The 18,595-nt window shown below is 57.6% G+C and carries 21 protein-coding genes; 8 read left to right on the top strand and 13 right to left on the bottom strand.

The window, feature by feature from the left end; all coding sequences use genetic code 11:
* Window positions 1–8: 8 nt before the first annotated feature.
* Both ACH3PB_RS10800 and ACH3PB_RS10805 read right to left on the bottom strand, forming a co-directional pair.
* Window positions 9–1,127, bottom strand: coding sequence for an S-(hydroxymethyl)glutathione dehydrogenase/class III alcohol dehydrogenase (locus tag ACH3PB_RS10800; protein WP_416394723.1), 1,119 nt, complete (start codon window positions 1,125–1,127; stop codon window positions 9–11).
* Window positions 1,128–1,205: 78 nt separating this feature from the next.
* Complete coding sequence (locus ACH3PB_RS10805; RefSeq protein ID WP_416394725.1) at window positions 1,206–2,384, bottom strand: adenylate/guanylate cyclase domain-containing protein; 1,179 nt, start codon at window positions 2,382–2,384, stop codon at window positions 1,206–1,208.
* Window positions 2,385–2,474: 90 nt separating this feature from the next.
* Between ACH3PB_RS10805 and ACH3PB_RS10810 the strand changes: the two genes are divergently transcribed.
* The 3 genes from ACH3PB_RS10810 to ACH3PB_RS10820 are packed head-to-tail and all read left to right on the top strand — an operon-like array spanning window position 2,475 to window position 4,811.
* Window positions 2,475–3,128 (top strand): uracil-DNA glycosylase family protein, encoded by a 654-nt coding sequence (locus ACH3PB_RS10810; RefSeq protein ID WP_416394727.1) that lies wholly within the window; start codon window positions 2,475–2,477, stop codon window positions 3,126–3,128.
* On the top strand, window positions 3,125–3,454 hold the full coding sequence (locus tag ACH3PB_RS10815) for a hypothetical protein (protein WP_416394729.1): 330 nt from the start codon (window positions 3,125–3,127) through the stop codon (window positions 3,452–3,454). Before ACH3PB_RS10810 ends, ACH3PB_RS10815 begins: the two co-directional genes overlap by 4 nt.
* A 34-nt stretch (window positions 3,455–3,488) precedes the next feature.
* Window positions 3,489–4,811, top strand: coding sequence for a saccharopine dehydrogenase family protein (locus tag ACH3PB_RS10820; RefSeq protein WP_416394731.1), 1,323 nt, complete (start codon window positions 3,489–3,491; stop codon window positions 4,809–4,811).
* Between the two features lie 80 nt (window positions 4,812–4,891).
* Here the strand turns inward: ACH3PB_RS10820 and ACH3PB_RS10825 are convergent, their stop codons facing one another.
* From ACH3PB_RS10825 to ACH3PB_RS10840, 4 genes are all read right to left on the bottom strand, one after another.
* Window positions 4,892–6,133, bottom strand: coding sequence for an Ig-like domain-containing protein (locus ACH3PB_RS10825; RefSeq protein WP_416394732.1), 1,242 nt, complete (start codon window positions 6,131–6,133; stop codon window positions 4,892–4,894).
* Window positions 6,123–6,695 carry a hypothetical protein gene (locus ACH3PB_RS10830; protein WP_416394734.1) on the bottom strand — a complete coding sequence of 191 codons (573 nt, stop codon included), beginning with the start codon at window positions 6,693–6,695 and terminating at the stop codon, window positions 6,123–6,125. The genes ACH3PB_RS10825 and ACH3PB_RS10830 overlap by 11 nt, the downstream gene beginning before the upstream one ends.
* Window positions 6,696–6,807: 112 nt before the next feature.
* A complete protein-coding gene (locus ACH3PB_RS10835; RefSeq protein ID WP_416394736.1) occupies window positions 6,808–8,025 on the bottom strand; it encodes a succinylglutamate desuccinylase/aspartoacylase domain-containing protein in 1,218 nt (405 codons plus the stop codon).
* The gene (locus ACH3PB_RS10840; protein WP_416394738.1) at window positions 8,022–8,945 is read right to left on the bottom strand and encodes a glutamate-cysteine ligase family protein; all 924 of its coding nucleotides are present in this window, start codon (window positions 8,943–8,945) and stop codon (window positions 8,022–8,024) included. The genes ACH3PB_RS10835 and ACH3PB_RS10840 overlap by 4 nt, the downstream gene beginning before the upstream one ends.
* On the opposite strand from ACH3PB_RS10840, the gene ACH3PB_RS10845 reads away from it, so the two are divergent.
* Entirely contained in the window at window positions 8,907–9,335 is a 429-nt protein-coding gene (locus tag ACH3PB_RS10845) for a hypothetical protein (protein ID WP_416394740.1), read from the top strand. The two genes, ACH3PB_RS10840 and ACH3PB_RS10845, sit on opposite strands and share 39 nt — an antisense overlap.
* A gap of 154 nt (window positions 9,336–9,489) precedes the next feature.
* Here the strand turns inward: ACH3PB_RS10845 and ureG are convergent, their stop codons facing one another.
* The 7 genes from ureG to ACH3PB_RS10880 all read right to left on the bottom strand — a co-directional run bounded on the left by ureG (window position 9,490) and on the right by ACH3PB_RS10880 (window position 14,990).
* A complete protein-coding gene (gene ureG / locus ACH3PB_RS10850) occupies window positions 9,490–10,113 on the bottom strand; it encodes an urease accessory protein UreG (protein ID WP_416394742.1) in 624 nt (207 codons plus the stop codon).
* 20 nt (window positions 10,114–10,133) lie between these two features.
* Window positions 10,134–10,907, bottom strand: a complete 774-nt coding sequence (locus ACH3PB_RS10855; RefSeq protein WP_416394744.1) for an urease accessory protein UreF — start codon at window positions 10,905–10,907, stop codon at window positions 10,134–10,136.
* A complete protein-coding gene (gene ureE / locus ACH3PB_RS10860; protein WP_416394746.1) occupies window positions 10,904–11,434 on the bottom strand; it encodes an urease accessory protein UreE in 531 nt (176 codons plus the stop codon). The genes ACH3PB_RS10855 and ureE overlap by 4 nt, the downstream gene beginning before the upstream one ends.
* A 24-nt stretch (window positions 11,435–11,458) precedes the next feature.
* Window positions 11,459–13,168 carry an urease subunit alpha gene (ureC, locus tag ACH3PB_RS10865; RefSeq protein ID WP_416394748.1) on the bottom strand — a complete coding sequence of 570 codons (1,710 nt, stop codon included), beginning with the start codon at window positions 13,166–13,168 and terminating at the stop codon, window positions 11,459–11,461.
* Window positions 13,169–13,474, bottom strand: coding sequence for an urease subunit beta (locus ACH3PB_RS10870; RefSeq protein ID WP_416394750.1), 306 nt, complete (start codon window positions 13,472–13,474; stop codon window positions 13,169–13,171).
* A gap of 39 nt (window positions 13,475–13,513) precedes the next feature.
* Window positions 13,514–13,816: an urease subunit gamma gene (ureA, locus tag ACH3PB_RS10875; protein WP_416394752.1), complete on the bottom strand. Its 303-nt coding sequence runs from the start codon at window positions 13,814–13,816 to the stop codon at window positions 13,514–13,516.
* 181 nt (window positions 13,817–13,997) lie between these two features.
* Window positions 13,998–14,990 (bottom strand): urease accessory protein UreD, encoded by a 993-nt coding sequence (locus ACH3PB_RS10880; protein WP_416394754.1) that lies wholly within the window; start codon window positions 14,988–14,990, stop codon window positions 13,998–14,000.
* A gap of 73 nt (window positions 14,991–15,063) precedes the next feature.
* Between ACH3PB_RS10880 and ACH3PB_RS10885 the strand changes: the two genes are divergently transcribed.
* From ACH3PB_RS10885 to ACH3PB_RS10900, 4 genes are all read left to right on the top strand, one after another.
* Window positions 15,064–15,405: a translation initiation factor gene (locus tag ACH3PB_RS10885; RefSeq protein ID WP_416394756.1), complete on the top strand. Its 342-nt coding sequence runs from the start codon at window positions 15,064–15,066 to the stop codon at window positions 15,403–15,405.
* A gap of 153 nt (window positions 15,406–15,558) precedes the next feature.
* Window positions 15,559–16,200 (top strand): hypothetical protein, encoded by a 642-nt coding sequence (locus ACH3PB_RS10890; RefSeq protein WP_416394758.1) that lies wholly within the window; start codon window positions 15,559–15,561, stop codon window positions 16,198–16,200.
* A complete protein-coding gene (locus ACH3PB_RS10895) occupies window positions 16,197–17,765 on the top strand; it encodes a hypothetical protein (RefSeq protein WP_416394760.1) in 1,569 nt (522 codons plus the stop codon). Before ACH3PB_RS10890 ends, ACH3PB_RS10895 begins: the two co-directional genes overlap by 4 nt.
* The gene (locus ACH3PB_RS10900; protein WP_416394761.1) at window positions 17,762–18,583 is read left to right on the top strand and encodes a hypothetical protein; all 822 of its coding nucleotides are present in this window, start codon (window positions 17,762–17,764) and stop codon (window positions 18,581–18,583) included. Before ACH3PB_RS10895 ends, ACH3PB_RS10900 begins: the two co-directional genes overlap by 4 nt.
* Window positions 18,584–18,595: the final 12 nt, after the last annotated feature.

Raw genomic sequence — 18,595 nt, forward strand, 5'->3', positions numbered from 1 at the left:
TGCGGTCCCTAGAAAAGTATGACTGTACGGATACTTTCACCCGCATGCAGTGCGTCAAACGCCTTATTGATATCTTCGAGCTTCATGGTATGAGTAACGAAGGGATCGATCTTGATGTCACCAGACATGTACTGGTCGACAAAGCCGGGCAGTTCGGTCCGGCCTTTGACGCCACCGAAAGCTGAGCCCTTCCACACGCGACCCGTGACCAGCTGAAATGGCCGCGTACTGATTTCCTTGCCGGCACCGGCCACGCCGATGATGACGGAGACGCCCCAGCCCTTGTGGGTGCACTCAAGCGCCGTTCGCATGAGATCGACATTGCCGACGCATTCGAACGAGTAATCCACGCCGCCATCCGTCATATCGACAATCGCCTGCTGCAAGCCTGCCCGGCCCTCCGGCAGATCGTCCGGATTGAGCACATCAGTGGCGCCCATCTGCTTCGCCAGCTCGAACTTGTCAGGATTCAGGTCGATACCAATGATGCGTCCGGCACCCGCCATCGCGGCACCCTGTATCACGCTGAGGCCGATCCCACCAAGACCAAACACAGCTACTGTAGCGCCCGGCTCCACCTTGGCCGTATGCGTGACCGCACCGATACCTGTCGTGACGCCACAACCTAGCAGGCATACCTTATCGAGCGGCGCGGCCTCATCGATCTTGGCCAATGCGATCTCAGGAATGACGGCATATTCAGAGAAAGTGGAGGTGCCCATGTAGTGGTGGATCATCTGTCCCTTGTAACTGAGCCGCGAAGTACCGTCGGGCATGAGGCCCCGCCCCTGCGTGGATCGGATCGCCTGACAGAGATTGGTTTTTCCTGAGCGACAGAATTTGCACTCGCCACACTCCGGGGTATAAAGCGGAATGACATGGTCTCCAACGGCCACGGAAGTAACGCCTTCACCAAGCGCGTCCACCACACCGCCACCCTCATGACCCAGCACACAGGGGAACAGACCCTCCGGGTCATCGCCTGACAGGGTATAGGCATCGGTATGACACACACCGGTTGCTATCATCCTGACCAGCACCTCACCTCGCTTGGGGGCTTCAATATCGATCTCCACAATTTCAAGGGGTTTACCGGCCTCGAAGGCGACAGCAGCGCGTGATTTCATGCGATGGCTTCCTTTTGGAATGACTGACTGGATTTAACTGTGCAGAGTACTACGACTCCAGAACCGGAACGATACTGATCAGGCCAGGGTTCTGTCTATGAAGGAGTGCAACGAACGCTCACAATGAGCCGGAATGGCCGTAAACTCAAGGCTGCTGATATAGTCGTTTCTGTCTTTGCTGGTCCGCAGAACCTTGGCATAGATGTCATGGTCAGTGGGCGAGGCCATGGCAAGGCTGAAGGGAAACTTGATGTTGGAAAAGGGCTCGAGAAACTCGCTTGTGCGGGCGCGCATGCCGTAGTAACCCAGGTCAAGTATCTCACCCTCACCCACCTGCGCAGCAATGGTCGTACCTTCTATGCGCCAGTACTGCATTGGCAGATGCACAGGCACGCGAGGGCTCTTGCGATCGTCACAGCGAGGTATATGCAAGGTCCTGGACGAACCAGGCTCCTCGACTACTGAATCCGGGTCGGCGGCAAGCTCAACACTGGTAAGTTCGAATATCCGTAGCGGCCGTGGCTGCCCCTTCACGAAGACGTCTGCCGGTTCGCCAACAGCAACGTACCGCGAGACCAATGAATACAGTGGTGCCGTCAGAAGCACCTGCCCTCGCAGACTGTGGGCTTCGACTCGCGCGGCGACGTTCACCGTCTCGCCAATCACCGTGTATTCACCGTGCGATTCGCACCCGAGGGTGGTCGCCACGACTTCGCCGCAGTTCAGTCCAACGCCGATATAGACGGCATCGAGGCCCAGCCGGGCTGCAAACAAATTTACTTCTTCCATGGCATGCTGCATTTCTGCAGCACAGCGAACAGCATCGAGACTCGAACGGCGGGGCTTGCGCTTGTTCTTCAGGCCAAAAACAGCCATCACGCTATCGCCCATGAACTTGTCGACGAAACCATCGTACTTGTAAATGAGTTCCACCATTCTGGTGAAGAAGAAATTCAGCAGGGCGACTATCTGGGTAGGACGATTGGAGGCAGTGAGCTGGGTAAAGCCACGAATGTCGGCAATGAGTACCGTAGCGATCTTGAGCTCTGGCGTCAGCTTCAGCGGTGAAGGATCGACAATTTCGCGAATCGCCGTGGTTATGGCTCCACGGGAGTTGCGAGCCAGGCTGCCGGACACTCCGTTTGATGCCGCCCTGCCTTCCGGAGGGCTAACAGCAAGCGCTCTCCTGCGCTCGTCTCCAAGCAACTCGAGAGTGAAGTCGGTTAATTCCTCGACCAGACGGGATTTGGACTGCATCGCTTGTTATTATTGCCTTTCGTCATCCACTGATATTTTGATAATGGTCTGCAGGACCACGGGTGTCAATTGAACCGACGCATTAAATTAATGACAATTGCAGACGAGATCAGCCAGTGCCGCTTCTGTGAGCATGCCGGTCTGATTCCGGAAGCGAAGCCGGTCTTCCAGCTCCCACCCGCGGCTCGTATCGGCATCTTCAGCCAGGCGCCGGGAAACAAGGCCCACCTGAAGGGTCTGCCGTTTTACGACCCCTCTGGTGTGCGGCTACGCAGCTGGTTGGGCGTCGATGAAGAAGCTTTTTATGAATCAGGCAAATTTGCCATTGTGCCAATGGCATTCTGCTTTCCAGGCTATGACGGCAGTGGCAAAACTGGTAAGGGCGGCGACAAACCGCCAGTGCCTGAGTGTGCCGAGCGTTGGCGCGACCGGCTCATGGCGCAGCTTATGCCGCAGCTCGACCTGGTGCTGCTTATCGGCCAGTATGCCCAGCGCTGGCACCTGCCGGAGCTGCGTCATCTATCCATGACCGCACGCGTGGCGAACTGGCGTGCCGCCATGGTGACACCTCGGGCAGGCGAACCGATTCTGTTGCCCATGCCCCATCCGTCCTGGCGTAACACCGCCTGGCTGAAGAAAAATCCGTGGTTTGAAGACGAGTTCGTACCGGTGCTTCAAGCCAGGGTTCGACAGGCGATGCAGCACTCGCCCCACCAGGCTCGTCAATTGGACACGACAATATGACCTATATCATCGGCATCTTAGTGGCCGCAGTATTTGGCTATCTCATACTTACGAACCTCCAGTCGACGGACCCGAAGGATGAGGCCGCGGCGCGGGAAATACTCGAGCTGCATCGACACCGGACCGACGTGAGCGAAGACGAGATCCTTGCTGTTCTGCAAAAGCACGGGCGAAACCGGGCACAGGGCGAGCAGGTCGCACGTATGTTGTTGGTAAGATTTCGAAAAGTCGGTAAATTCGAGAATGACAGAATTCACGCAATGCCACAGGTCAGGCGCGCTGTGGCAAAACTGCCTGTTACTGTTGCCAATTCAGCTGCTCAATAGCGCACTGGATTTATAATCACCATAAGGACTCTACATGACAACAAAGAAGAACGGCCCCACCACCAAAAAGGCTTCCAAACCTGCTGCACCGGCGCCAAAGACTGCCGGAAAGGCGCCAAAGGCTCAGGAGACATCACCGCAGTATGACCTGATCATATTTGGCGCCACCAGCTTCGTGGGCGAGCTCGTTGCCGAGTATCTGCTGGAAACCTACGGCGTGGGTCGCGAACTGAAGTGGGCCGCCGCCGGCCGCTCGCGTAACAAGCTGCGTGATATGCGCAGCAAGCTCGGGCCCGCCGCAGCGAACCTGCCGCTCATCATTGCAGACGCCAATGACAGCGCCTCGCTCGCCAATATGTGTGCGCAAACCAAGGTCGTGCTCACCACGGTTGGGCCTTACGCGCTCTATGGTGAACCGCTGGTAAAGGTCTGCGCCAAGACCGGTACCGACTATTGCGATCTCGCAGGCGAAGTGCAGTGGATCAAACAGATGATCGATCGCTATGAGCAGGATGCCCGTGCCTCTGGTGCACGCATCGTCCACTGTTGTGGCTTCGATTCGATCCCATCGGATCTCGGCGTACATTTCCTGCAACAGACAGCCATGGAACGCTTTGGCGAGCCCTGCAATCACGTGAGCATGCGCGTCAAGGGCGCGAAGGGTGAATTCTCTGGTGGCACGGTTGCCAGCCTGATGAATGTGATCAAGGAGGCAAAGAACGACCCTGAGCTTCGTAAGCAGCTGAGCGACCCTTACCTCATTTGCCCGGACAGCCATCATCCGGACACCCGGCAGCCTGACGCGAATACACCGCGCTACGACGCCGACTTCCGTTCATGGACAGCGCCCTTCATCATGGCGGCCATCAATACCAGGGTCGTCCATCGCAGTAATGGCCTCAAACAGGCCGAATACGGCAAGGACTTCACTTATAGTGAAGCCACCCTTACCGGTCGAGGAGTGAAAGGTCGCCTGGCCGCCTATGCCGTGACCGGTGCAACGGCTGCGTTCATGGTGGGCTCGGCCATTAAACCCACACGCTGGGCCATCGAAACCTTCCTCGTACCCAAGCCGGGTGAAGGGCCTGATCAGGCCTCGCGGAACGCTGGTTATTTCGACCTGCGGTTCAAGGGGAAGACAAAAGGTGGCGCCAAAATCAGCATCAAGGTCACTGGCGAACGCGATCCTGGCTATGGCTGCACAGCGAGGATGATGTCGCAAGCCGCCATTTGTCTGGCACAGGATGTGAGCAAACTGAAAGGCGGTTTCTGGACACCTTCAACGGCTATGGGCACGCCACTTATCGAGCGCCTGACAAAGCGCGCCGGCATGACCTTCGAGGAACTGGACGCCTGAAGCGTTTAGCAAGGTGAAACGCTGGCGCAGATTGCGCCAGCGTTGAAGGCAGTAGCCTTTATCCCTGCCCAGAAGGGACTTTAGCGTGTAGGACCGACCTGAATCAGCAGGCTGGTATTAAAGGTCTGATTGCCCTGGATGTACTGCGCATTCACCCTCACCGACGTCAACGCGGTGATATTGGTGAGCGTGTTGATTTCCAGGAAACCGTCTCGGTCTATGGTTGCTATGGTATCGCCCTCACCCTGTGGGATCTGCCAGGTAATTTCTTCGCGGTCAGTGTCTGCGAAATCGACTATACCGCGCTCGCCATTCGACAATACGCCATAAAGCTCGAGTTCGACCCGGTCGCCTGCCACAAGATTGCCGGTGCGAGGATTCACGATAACAATGTCGCTGATGCCGATAGCGTTCGCTGAGACCGTACCTTCCAGCCCCCCGCAACTCGCCGTTATTTCGGCTGTACCTGGAGCGATCCCCTTCAAGACACCCGCGCTATCAACTGTGGCTGCGGCCTGATTGGCGGTGCTCCAGTTGACTGACGGCGTGATTGGCTGCGAAGGCGTGCCGTTGGAGAAAATTCCTGTCGCGGTCAGATTCACAGATCCGCCAACCTGAACCGTCGTAGTACCGGTACTACCGCCCTGCCCTGCCACAGTGATGCCAGACAAGGTATCACTGACTGCAAGTGGCGCAGGGGCAGAAACCACCCCACCAAGCGAGGCGGTAATATCACTGCCGCCGGCAGCACGAGTGAGAATCGTACCGTTTTCGTCTATCGTGGCCACTTCCGGGGCTGATGAGGTCCACTGGAGACCGTTGAGCGGCCTTGAGGTGCCATCACTGTAATTACCACTTGCCGTTGCGCGCGTCGACAGACACTCGTTAACCGGGTCCGCGGACGCCAGCGCGGCACTGATGCTCACCAGCGCGGCATTACTTACACTGACCTCGAGCGCGGCGTAGAATTGCCCCCAGTTTGCGCTGATGGTTACTGGAATCACGCCATCGGTCTGGCCTGCGGTAAACTTCCCACCTGTGATCCGCGCAGCAGAGCTGTCGCTGCTACGCCACTCGACCCGACTGGTGACATCAAAGGTCGTTCCGTCCTTTCGTGTCGCCAGCGCCGAAAATTCCCAGGCTTCGCCGGGTGCAAAAATCGTCTTGTCATTGGCTGACTGTAGCGCGATGCTGGCCACGTTTTCTCTGGCGATAACGACTGCGCGTTCGAGTGATTCACTTTCATCCTCCCCCGAGCAGCCCGAGATCATGAGTGCACCGAGCGCTGCCAGGGCGAGACGCTTCCACAGGCTAGAATTCATAGACTGCTCCCAGGATCGCTGCTTTAACAGTCACATCACCGTCCAGGAATACATGCTGGTAGCCGCCTCTGAGAATGATTGGCACCGACTGCAATCGTTCTTCCAGGCGGAATTGCAGGCTTGGTCCGCGATAATCCTGTGCGCCAGGCTCACCACTATCGCCTGCGGTGGTGTCCAGTTCGTAAGTGGTATAACCCAGACCAAGGGCAATGCTGCTCTGCCCACTGAAGGTACCCCCAGCGAAGACATGGGCGCCAGCGGCAAACTTCACAGCCATTTCGGCCGCATCACTGTCATCGTCGTACACACCGGTACCAGCGTTGATTTCGGTGGTGACAAGCTCATTGATACGGTAGCCGAAGTCAGCCTGCACGACCGCGGGACTGAACTTTTCACCGCCGGCATCGACAAACAGCATGCCGACACTGAGCCCTGCATAGGGGCCGCGCTTGTAGTCAGGTTTGTCGATCACATCAAGCGCGTAGGCGGGCGCGAGCGGACAGATCAGGCCGGCGAAAAGAAGCGCGCGGGTGCTGGCGGCCAGAGGCTGTGGTCGGGGCACTGGAGGTAGAATCCTAGATTGGCGGAGTTTCAAACTGACGATCTCTTGGGGTCACACGAAATTTCCACGAGTTGTACCTGTCTGGGCTCAAGCGGTCAACCATGCGTTCGGATCATTCGTTGGCTATGAAATAGCAGAGACAGTCACTGAGGGCTATATCTGCTCGTGTAGTCATCATAAAGAAGCGTGTACTGTGCTTTGTTACCAGATCGTAACCCCGAAGTCCGAAATAGTCTGTGACGCTGGCCACCCCAATATGACTTTTTACCGAAAGTTTTCCGACAGCTTCAGGTCGCATCCTCGCGATAACCGTATCAGGGCCGACTGCACCGAAGTTCAGTGAGTCGGCATCTTCTGCCAGCACGATATCCTCACCGAGGTCCACCGCGATCCGCTCGTTCTGGTGGTAGTCAACGGCGTCGCAATACGCGATGGCAGTAGAGGCTTCGAGTTGCAGCCGCATTGGATTGCGAAAGACCCTGGTCTGCATGGCCTGCTCCGCGCCGGCATCGGGCTCCAGAGCACGCTGTCCCGGAATCTGACAATACCGTCGCAGCCCCTCGCAGGCAATCAGCACGGCATTGCTGTCGCCGACACCGCCACATTCGATCGTCACGGTGGGAACGGAGCGCTCACTGAGCTCCATCAAAGCACCCAGACGAAGATCTGTCACGATCATATCGCAGGTCCAGAGCGCCGTGAGGGCCTTGTGACACACATCGTCACACACTGAAACGGCGAAGGCGGGCCCCTTCCCGGAGGTATTGTGAATGTCGACAAGGCTATCTGGCGCATATTCTCGAATACTCGCCAGGATGGCTTCAGCCAGAGCGAAATCGTCATCTACTGGCACCGCGCCTGCCTTCGTTACACCGTTCGGGCTGAAGAAACACCGGTTGAGGTCACGGCGCCCGGGCAGGAAGCGATGATGGAACGGCTGTTCATGCAAAGCGGCAGCTGGATTCGCGATAATGCAGGCAACGCTGCCGTGTATCTGCAGGTTCATTCGAAGCAGACGCAACAGGGCAAGCAGCCCTGATGGTTCGTTGCCGTGAAGCAAGGTGATGACGAGGCGTCTGGATGCAGCAGTGGGCAACCCGGACGAGCCCGATGGCGACTCGCCGTTCTCGTCATTCAGATGCAGCATGCACGGCCCTGGCAGCAGACGCAGGAAGCGCGCAGCGATCGCCCGCTCCCGACGCAGCACCGCATCGCCATCTGCCTCAGCGACTGCCTTGTATGCCTGCTCGACCGGCTGTGATTCTGCCTCTGCCAACAGCGCCCGGGCCTGCGACAGTGTCAGCGAGGGTAAACCGGCAGGTGTAGTCACAGGATATCCCAGCGCGCGACCGGCGTATTACTCAAGGCGCGAGTACGGTATTCATTGACCAGAACTCGCAAGGCCTCCGAACGTTCGGTACCCGCTGCAGTCAGCTTCGCCAGACTCCCCAGCAGCCAGCGACTGCCATTCTGCCCACTGGCCAGCGTGTCACCGGCTATGCTCACTGCCCTGCTGATATCGCTGGTAGCCACGTCCAGCCCCGCAAGACCGCCCGACACCATAGGCAGCAATTCTTCAAGGATGTCCACCACCGTTCGCTCCCTGAGGGTCCTGCTGTCGATGTCTGGCCAGAGCATGATCGCGTCCAGACCGTGATGTGCCGCGTTGTAGAAATTCTCGGCAGCGTATCGGAAAGGCAGACCCGGAATGATGGTATTGATGTAAGGCTTCATCGCCTCGATGAGACCGACAAAGATTGCAGCATTCGCGCACATGTCGGCGCAGGTCGGCCCCGCTGGCAGCGCGCGCAGCTCGATTCTGACATGGCCGCCATCAGCGGGATCGTATATCGGTCGGTTCCATGACCAGATCGACCCCTGATGTAGTCTCATCGCGCTGAGCTCACCGGGCGCTGTCGTCTCCGGCATCACCGGCATCAGCGGTGGAAACAGATAGGCCCCCTCTACGAATAGCTCATGAATGCCCTCGCGGAGCCATCCGTTGCCAAAGCCGACGCGTGGTGGCAGACGCGCTCGGAAGGTGTGGGCCACCCTGCTATCGACGGATTGCTCGAACAGCGGGATTCGCGTTTCCTGCCAGAGACGCTTGCCGAACAGAAGCGGTGAATTTGCAGCGAGGGCCGTCATCAGTGGCGTTAGCAGAGAAGCCGTATTCCAGACATCGCGGAAATCGGTCGGCTCGACACGATAATGAAACTGAAAAGAGGTATTGGCACCCTCAAGCGTCACATCACCCCAGCGCAGGTCGAGCGTCTCGGCACCTTTGATATGTATGGCGAAGTCTTCACCTCGTCGCTGCCTCAGCGCATCCGAAAGCGCGTGGTAACGCGGGAGATCGGTCATCGCCTGCGGGCCCAGCTGACTGGTGGTCAGGGTTGGCAGAATGCCAATCGGCACAATTCCTGCCCCGCAGCTCGCAGCATTCCTGTCGAGCCGGAGCAAAGTCTCCTGAAGCGTCTTCTCGATACTGGCGAACGGGCTGCCCCGCGCGGGGACAGGTTCGAGATTATATTCGAGATTGAAGCGGTTGAGCTCAAGCGTCAGCCCGGGATCACCCGAGGCCTCACGAATGGCCTCATTGGCATGTACTACCTGGGCATCCTGGTCGACGAGATATAATTCGACTTCTGCGCCAAAGCTCGCAGGACCAGCGCCAAAACCGGGACGATCGAGAATAGCTCTGAATTCGTTCAGATCCTCGAGCAGCTGAGCGCGGAAACGCTCATAGTCCGCCGCTACGAAATCTGTTTTATCAATTGACTGGCCCAGTCAGTTACCCCGCTTCTCGTTTCTCCAGCATGCCGTGGTGAATGATGAAATCCGCTATTTCAGCAACACCGTCATTCTTGAGTACGTTGGCGAAGATAAATGGTTTGCTTCCACGAACGCGCAAGGTATCGCGCTCCATCACCTCCAGCGAGGCCCCCACATGAGGCGCAAGCTCGGTCTTGTTGATGACCAGCAAGTCAGATTTGGTAATACCCGGACCACCCTTGCGAGGAATCTTGTCGCCGGCGCAGACATCGATGACATAGATCGTGAGATCTGATAGTTCAGGACTGAACGTCGCACTCAGGTTATCGCCACCGCTTTCGACGAACACCAGCTCGAGACCAGCATGTCTCTGCTGCAGCGATTCGACGGCCGCAAGATTCATCGAAGCATCTTCGCGAATGGCTGTATGTGGACAGCCGCCTGTTTCGACGCCGAGAATACGGTCACTCGACAGGGCTTCGTGACGCAGCAGAAACTCTGCATCTTCCCTGGTGTAGATATCGTTGGTGACGACAGCGAGATTGTAGCGGTCACGCAGTGCCAGGCAGAGTTGTTTCACAAGTGCCGTCTTGCCCGACCCAACTGGCCCGCCAACGCCGACTCTAAGACAGGATGATGTCATCTTCGTATTCTCCGTGGATATCAGCTTCTGAACAGCCTGGTGTATTGTGTTTCATGCAGCATGCTCGCGAGCGCCATCCCTGGCAGGCCGCCGCCCAAGTCATCGACATCTATCGAGGCGCTTCGATTCACGATGTCATCGAGACGCGGAAGAAAGAACTGCAGGACTGATTGCGCATCTGTCTGTCCGAGCGGGATGGTTTTCTGCGCTGCGCTCACCTGGTTCTCCAGCCAACTCCAGACAAAGGCACTGACGCACTCAGCAGCGGACATGCACCACAGTCGACCACTCACTGCAAACAGGACGGGCCAGGCAAAGCCAGCAAGTTCGTTCGACAGACCAACCCGAGGTGCGCGGTGTGCCCTGAGTCCATCAGCCGCATCACTGTTATCCTGATCGGCATTCTGGCTCAGCAGGCGCGCCAAAGTACCGGCGAGCTGGCGATCCTCAGCGAGCAGCTCACTGGTCTCGCGCAGGGCAAGCACGCGCGCTGAAAGCATCAGCAGTTCGACACCACAGGTGGTGAGAAGCTGCTCGAGAGGAGCCAGTGCGCCGATGGCATCATCACTGGCCGGAACCGCATGCTTCAGCATGAGCCGCGTTGCAATGTGTATGACAGGCAGATCCAGCCTCGCGAGCCCATCTTCCAGCGTGGCCGACAGCCAGTCTGCAAGCGTCTGCCGATCCTTGACCCAGCCAAGTTCAATAGCGCTTTCCAGCCCCTGGGACCAGGCGAAGCCGCCAACAGGCAGTGCCGGACTGGCGAGATACATCATGGCGAAGCGCGCTGTCACCGGTGGGCGTGCCCATGGCTATGGCTATGGTCGTGGTCGTGGTCGTGGTCGTGGTCGTGGTCGTGGTCGTGGCTATGATGAGAGCGAGCGTCCCCATCAGCGGCTGAATGGGCAGAATAAGCGCCAGACTCTGGATGAAACGGCTTCTCGACCAGCGCTGTCGACAGACCAAGACGCTCTACCATGTCCTGCAGCACATGGTCAGGTGCGAGCCTGAGCCAACCGTGCCCGACCTGCAAGGGCACATGTCGATTGCCGAGGTGGTAGCAGCAGCGAGCGAGCAGATGCATGTTCGCTGTAGTCGCCTCGATGACCTGTTCCGGCCTTGGAATGATTTCGACCACATAGCCTTCCTCGTCGGCGAAGCGCTCGCCTCCAGCCAACACTGTGCCACGTTGGGTGAATAGGCCCACCTCGACACCGGCATCGGTGACCGCACGCAGGCGGCACTTCTGCCGCTGGCCATAATCAAGCTGCAAGGTATCGCTGGCAGGGCGGCTTTCCTGGATCTGCTGAAGTGTCTTCATCACGCTGCTCTCGCTAATCAACTGCTAAAAGAGGAAATATCGCTGCGCCAGCGGCAACTCGCTTGCTGGCTCGCAGGTCAGCAGCACGCCGTCGGCCCTGACCTCATAGGTTTGGGCATCGACCTCGATCCGTGGTGTCGCGTCATTGAGTATCATGTCGGACTTGCGCAACTGCCGTACCCGCTTGCAAGCCGACAAGGTCTTGTTCAGCTTCAAACGCTTGGCGAGGTCCGATTCGAGTGAAAGCTGGCTTACGAATGTCAATGATGTCGCCGCGATTGCGCCCCCAAAGCTGCCGAACATCGGGCGGTAGTGCACGGGCTGCGGTGTCGGAATCGACGCATTGGGATCACCCATCGCCGCGCCGGCAATCATTCCGCCCTTGACGATCAGGCTCGGTTTGACGCCAAAAAACGCGGGTCGCCATACAACCAGATCAGCGAGCTTGCCTACCTCTACCGATCCAACCTCGTGAGCGATACCGTGGGTGATGGCGGGATTGATCGTATACTTGGCAATATAACGCCTGATTCGCATATTGTCGGCGCCGGAGCCCTCGTCTGCTTTCAGCTCTCCGCACTGGACCTTCATCTTGTGCGCCGTCTGCCAGGTACGACTGATCACCTCGCCGACCCGGCCCATCGCCTGAGAATCCGACGAGATCATGGAGAACACGCCGAGATCGTGCAAAATGTCTTCAGCGGCAATAGTCTCCTTGCGAATCCTCGAATCAGCGAAGGCAACATCCTCAGGAATAGCAGGATCCAGATGGTGACAGACCATTAGCATATCGAGATGTTCATCGATGGTGTTGATGGTGTAAGGCCGCGTGGGGTTGGTCGACGACGGTAGTATGTTCGAAAGGCCAGCGATCTTGATGATATCCGGTGCGTGGCCGCCACCCGCACCTTCTGTGTGGTAGGTATGGATACAGCGATCACCGATGGCCTTGATGGTGTCTTCCACGAAGCCCGACTCGTTCAGCGTGTCGGTGTGGATGGCCACCTGTACGTCATGCCGTTCAGCTACGTCGAGACAGTTATCGATAGAGGCTGGCGTCGTCCCCCAATCTTCGTGCAGCTTGAGTCCGCATGCGCCAGCCTGCAGCTGCTCGACCAGCGGCTCTGGCAGGCTCGCATTGCCCTTGCCGAGGAAACCAAAGTTCATCGGAAAAGCTTCGGCCGCCTGCAGCATTCTGCTGATATGCCAGGGACCCGGCGTACAGGTCGTGGCTTTCGTACCGGTGGCAGGACCGGTTCCGCCACCAAGCATGGTCGTGATTCCGGACATCAGGGCTTCTTCGATCTGTTGCGGACAGATGAAATGAATATGCGCGTCGATGGCACCAGCTGTCACGATCTGACCTTCACCGGCGATTATTTCAGTTCCCGCACCGATAGCGATGGTGACACCAGTCTGGGTATCAGGATTCCCGGCCTTGCCGATGCCGCTGATGCGACCAGCCTTGATACCGATATCCGCCTTGACGATGCCCCAGTGATCGATGATGAGCGCGTTGGTGATCACGGTATCAGCCACATAGTTGCTCGTTAGCTGACTTTGTCCCTGTCCATCCCTGATAACTTTGCCGCCGCCGAACTTGACCTCGTCGCCATAGCAGGTGAAGTCCTGCTCGACCCTGGCCCAGAGCTCGGTATCAGCCAACCTGACGCAGTCACCTGTGGTGGGACCGAACATCTCGGCGTAGCCTTGTCTGGAAACGGATCGTGTCATCTAGAGCGCTCCCATAATATCGCCGCGGAAGCCGTAGATTTCGAGCTTGCCCGCGTATTCGACCAGTTCTACCTCACGTCTCTGACCTGGCTCGAATCGAATGGCCGTACCAGCGGGAAGATTGGGGCGCATACCCCGCGCTTTGGCACGGTCGAAATCCAGAGCAGGGTTTGCTTCGAAGAAATGATAATGGGAACCAATCTGAACGGGTCGGTCGCCATGATTGATTACACTGACGATGCAGGTTTTTCGGCCTTCATTCAGCACGATGTCGCCCTCGGCAAGGCGGTACTCTCCCGGTATCATAAAAAGCTCCTGAGCTGGCCTGGACGCAAAGGCTTGAAACTAGCGGATGGGATCATGAACGGTCACCAGCTTCGTGCCGTCCGGAAAGGTCGCCTCCACCTGAACGTCGTGGATCATGTCAGCAATGCCATCCATGACATCATCGACACTCAACAGGGTTTGACCGTAACTCATCAGCTCTGCCACCGTCCTGCCATCGCGTGCCCCCTCCATGATGGCTGCACTCAGATAAGCGATTGCCTCCGGGTAGTTCAGTTTCAGCCCCCTGGCCTTGCGACGTTCCGCCAGTAGCGCGGCAGTGAAAACAAGCAGCTTGTCTTTTTCTCGGGGACTGAGATCCATTTAGAACTTCCTGATGACGTTTTGGCCCGGACTGGGGACCAGCAAAAGCGAACATTATCAAGTCATGCAGACCCTGACCAGAAACAATCCACCGGTGACCATACGATACGCAGAAAAGACCAAAAGCCTGATCATTCATGCACTTAAACGGTGCGAGAGCCTCATTTTGGTGCAACCGGAGTCACGTTGCCCATATTCGCGGCGGCACTGCTACACAGCCGAGCAGACGCGGCCGGAGCTGATGCCACATCAGATCAAACAAGGCAGTCGCTTCACCGCTTTCGTGCCCCAGATATCGACAAATGAGCAGGCCAGGTTTGCTCGTTAACGCAAGGCAGGCAGTGCTATCCGGGAAAGCTGCATCAATAGTCCCTCGAAGCTCATCGAGTAGACTTGCATGAACCGCGCCAGTAAAGCTGTCGAGCTGGGCCGACTGGAAACCGTGTACCAGTAGGCTTCCAGTGACGCTGAATTCGCCCATTTGAGCCCGATTCCGCATATTGTCCGAATGGATGGCGATCCGCTCCTCGTGGATGGGGCTGCCTTCGGCTGTCATCAGTCGCAGCCTCTGCCGCAGGAAACTATGTGCAGACTCGTCGAAGGGAATACCGCTTGCTGGTCGACCAAGACAGCTAATCTCCCGGTAGAACAGAGCGGATCCTTCGTGAAGAATGATTTCGGTATCGAAGTCCGCCCTGCTTCCGGCAAAGAAGATGTTCTCCAGCGGTAGCCATTCGAGCGTGGCACCACTTGCCACTTCAAGCTTCAGCTTCTGTCGCTGAGGCACCTGCCGCTCGTCTACACGGTAGATTCTGGTGGCCGAGGTCGTGGTGATAAGCGCTCGGGCATCGTGTGCGACAGTGATATTGATTGCCAACCGGTCGCCGCTGACGATACCGCCGGGCGGGTGCAAAATGTAGCTATGACAAACTGCGGGAGGCAGCCGGTCGGCCTTCGCTGGCATTTCAGGATAGAAGCCGCGCTGCACTTTAAGTGGCCCGCATACCGAAAGCAGATCGGCTACGGTTTTCCGGCCGCTGCGATCTGGCCTGTAGCGCATATGCAATTCGGCCAGCCAGCTCCTTTCGACCAGTTCGGGTTCGGCTGGCACTGGCGTGGCGCTGGAACCAGATTTCACAATGGCCGCATTCATGGCCAGCCCGCTGTTCGTCATCAGTTTTCCTTAAGCACGACAGAAATTTACTATGTTAGAATCTGCGGTCCGATAGTCGTCAGAAAGCCAAGTGATGTCAAAGAATTCAAGACTGGTCTATAGCACCGATCAAGGGCGTATGTGCCCTGAATGTGAGCAGCCTCTGGAGCAGTGCGCCTGTGGCGAGACGCCCCCGCCAGCTGCGGACTTCGTTCTCCTCTCGCTCGACACCAAGGGGCGCAAGGGTAAGGGCGTGACGATCGTCAAAGGCCTTGGCCTCGACCGCAGTGCGCTGGACAAGCTGGCAAAACAGATGAAGAAGCAGTGCGGCGTCGGTGGCAGCGTAAAGGACTGGACGATTGAAATGCAGGGCGACCAGCGTGGCAAGCTGACCGCCTTGCTCGAAGCGCTCAGCTATCGCGTCAAGGTCCGCTAAGGCGACCCGTTCGAATTGTAAACAATTGCAAAATCATAAGGCCTCTGGCTCTCCTGCCTGAGGCTTCACTGTATAGTATCGGCTGATCAATTCTCAGGCGCCGGCAGTGAACTCTACCAGAAACAGCGGCTGCTAAATCCGATGGATGGCAGCGTGAAAACGTGTTTTATCGCACTACTGCTTATCGCCAGCCAATACAGTCTCGCCTCGGAAGCAGAAATCGCAGCCTCTGCCACAAACCTGCTCCCCATTGACGGGCAGATCGTGCCCTATGTGATGTCCTCGCCGCAGACCAGCCCATCGAATGCCGGTGCGGCGTTCCCCGTTCAGCCCTGCTATCGCGCTAGCGCAACAGAAACTGCCAGCGTTCCGTCTTCAGCCTTCCACCATTTGTTCGAGCCATCCCTTTCGAGTTATTGGCCCGGGCTGAACGGCAGCGTATGGATCAGTCGCAGCGAAAATCAGCTCTTTGCGCTCCGTGATCTTCGGGTGCTACGAGATAACCTGGCCGCCGTTGGCCAGCCCCGGCTCAGTCTCTACGACGCGGCCGGCATTACGCTTCTGAGCGAAGATATGCTGAACCTGCATGCACTGGAAACGAGCAAGGGCCTGCTCCTGACGGCTCATTTCAGGACAGATTCCGCTCTGAAGTGCATCGATATCCTGATGGCAAAGCACTCGCAGGCAGAGGCCCGGGGCAGCCGGCTCTATTTCAGCAAGGACGGCACTCTCTATACCAAAACTCTTGAATTCCGACGTCTCATGTCGGCGAGCGCAAAGGCATGGCAGCAATGAATCTTTCCACGGAACTCGTACTCTTCATCCACACCTATACGGTACCGCTTTCATTTGCGGCTGGGCTGCTATTCCTGCTGATGCTGATTCACTTCAGCAAAACGTTCGCCTTTGCCTGGCTAAAGTTACGGATTCACCTGCCGATCGTCGGCCTTTTGGCTCGACTATCGAAACAGCTAAACCAGGATTCCGCCAGCGGCTGGTTTCGGGCCGAACAGGCGCTTTGTCGAGCCTTCAGGCCTTTTGCTATAGACCTGGACAGGCGGATCAGCAGCTACGATCAGAGCGTCAGCTACCTGCGCAAGTGCCAGGAGCTCGGTCGTCAGCGGCTCAGCATCATGGGCTGGGGCGTCATTGCCGTCATGGTTTTTCTCGAAGCTATCGGCTTTTCCTATGTGTTGGCCGGCTACACCCTGCCTGGCGCCAGCGAAGCGCTCAAACAGCAGGGTGCCGTAGGCATTGCCTTACTGGTCTCAGTGCTACTGGTATACATGACCCATTACAGTGGACACGAGCTGCACCACAACGATCTGGTAAAGAAGATCCGCATCTGGTTTCGCCAGAGTGGCGCGAGTGCGGAACAGCTAGAGCCCAACACACAGGTCTCACTGGCCAATGAAGATGCCGATAACCATGAGCCTGCCTGGTGCCAGCTGCTGAATCGGGTGCCAACCAACGCTGATATCATGCCGAGTCATCGCATCACCATAGCTACAGTAATCATGGTGACGCTTATCGCCGTTGGCGCCACCTACGTTCGCGGCCAGGTGCTCGAGCAGGATAATCTGGAACAGCAGCGAGTCGAACCTTCACCAGTTACGACATCCACCGATCTCTACGCCGAGTTCTACCTGCCAGCAGAGCTCCAGAGTGAGCAACGCGCTATCGACTCACGACTTGATGACGAGAGTCGGCTCGCCGATCTGAAAGCCGGCTGGGGGACTTTTCTCGTGCTGGCAGTCATTTTCATATTTTTACAGATCCTCAGCATCATCATGGGCTACCGAACCGGCTTCGCGGCACGAGAGGCGGCGACCGCCCGGGCAAGCATTGGCCGTTTCAGAACGCGTCAGCACTTCCTTGAATTCCACGAGGCGAAGCGTACGAATGTCCTGATGGCCGCACAGGCAGCGCTGGAGCACCTGCAGACCACCATGCTCAAGCGCGCTGAAGCCCAGGGTGCGGCGCCAGATCTATTGCTACGATTACAGCAGGCTGGCGAGCGGACCTTTGAGAAATGGCTCGAGCGTGAGACCCTGCCTCGCCCGGGATACAGACCTGAAGATAGTGCCACCAGCCAGGAAGCCCCGGCCAGGGGCGGACTGCAGATCGTGCAGGCGCCCGGCTCCGGCGCAAACGCAGCCAATCAGCCTGATAGCATACTGCTGGACGAGGCAGAGATCGTCTCCTGGATGACACGTTTCGGCTGGAGCCGGGAACGCACGGTGTCTGCTCTGCTCAAGCACCGAACCCGTCAGTTTTCGGCGAGCGAGCTTTCCGAGAACGCTGAATCTGACATGCTGCAAAACAAGCTTCCCTTCCGCAAAGGCAGGCCCAGACCGTGAACAAAGTTTGGGTCTGCCTTCTACTGCTGGTCAGCCTTCAGGTCAGCGCCGATGCAAGGAACGACTTCAATTCATGTCGTGATCTGCTGAGCGAGTCATCGGCTGAGCCCACGTTATACCAGCGTGAGCTGTTCGTAATCGTCGATCAGACTGTCAGACTCGACGTCGCACTCAAACGGCATGTTCACGCGACAGTGCACGAGTTCCTTCAGCCAGGCGACCGCATCACGCTGTTGACCTTCAGCGCCTATGCGCAGAGCCACTATGCTTCGATGCCCTTGAGCGGCGCTACCGATGCACTACTCGACGACGACACTCGTTACCACACCAGCCTGACATCACTGCGAAAATTCGATCGCTGCATGGCCAGACAGGGCGAAGTCGTTAGACGGCACATTGATATGGCGCTCAAGACAGCGCTCAACGGCGGCGACGATAGCCTGCCACGAACGGAGGTGGCCGCCTCGCTGGCTGAGTTCGGCGCCAACGTCATAGCCAGATCGACAGCCAAACGGCGGGTGGTTCTGCTGGTATCGGACATGCTCGAGAATTCCTCGACCGCCAGTTTCTATCGGAATGGTGAGCTGGTTCAGCTGGATGTCGCGGCGGCAATGAAGACTACGGTAGCTTCCGGCGCCCTGAGCGACTGGCAGGAGGCCGAGATCTTCATCATCGGCGCCGCCTACTCTCCACAAGGCGTATACCGCACCAGGCCTGTGCTGGAGAGCCTCAAGAAATTCTGGTCGATCTATCTGGAGAAATCGAATGCCAGGCTCGTGGGCTGGGGTCAGCCTGAGCTACTGGCACAGATTCCGTAATGATACGCCCAG

Source organism: Allohahella sp. A8, assembly GCF_047946665.1.
GTDB lineage: Bacteria > Pseudomonadota > Gammaproteobacteria > Pseudomonadales > Oleiphilaceae > Allohahella.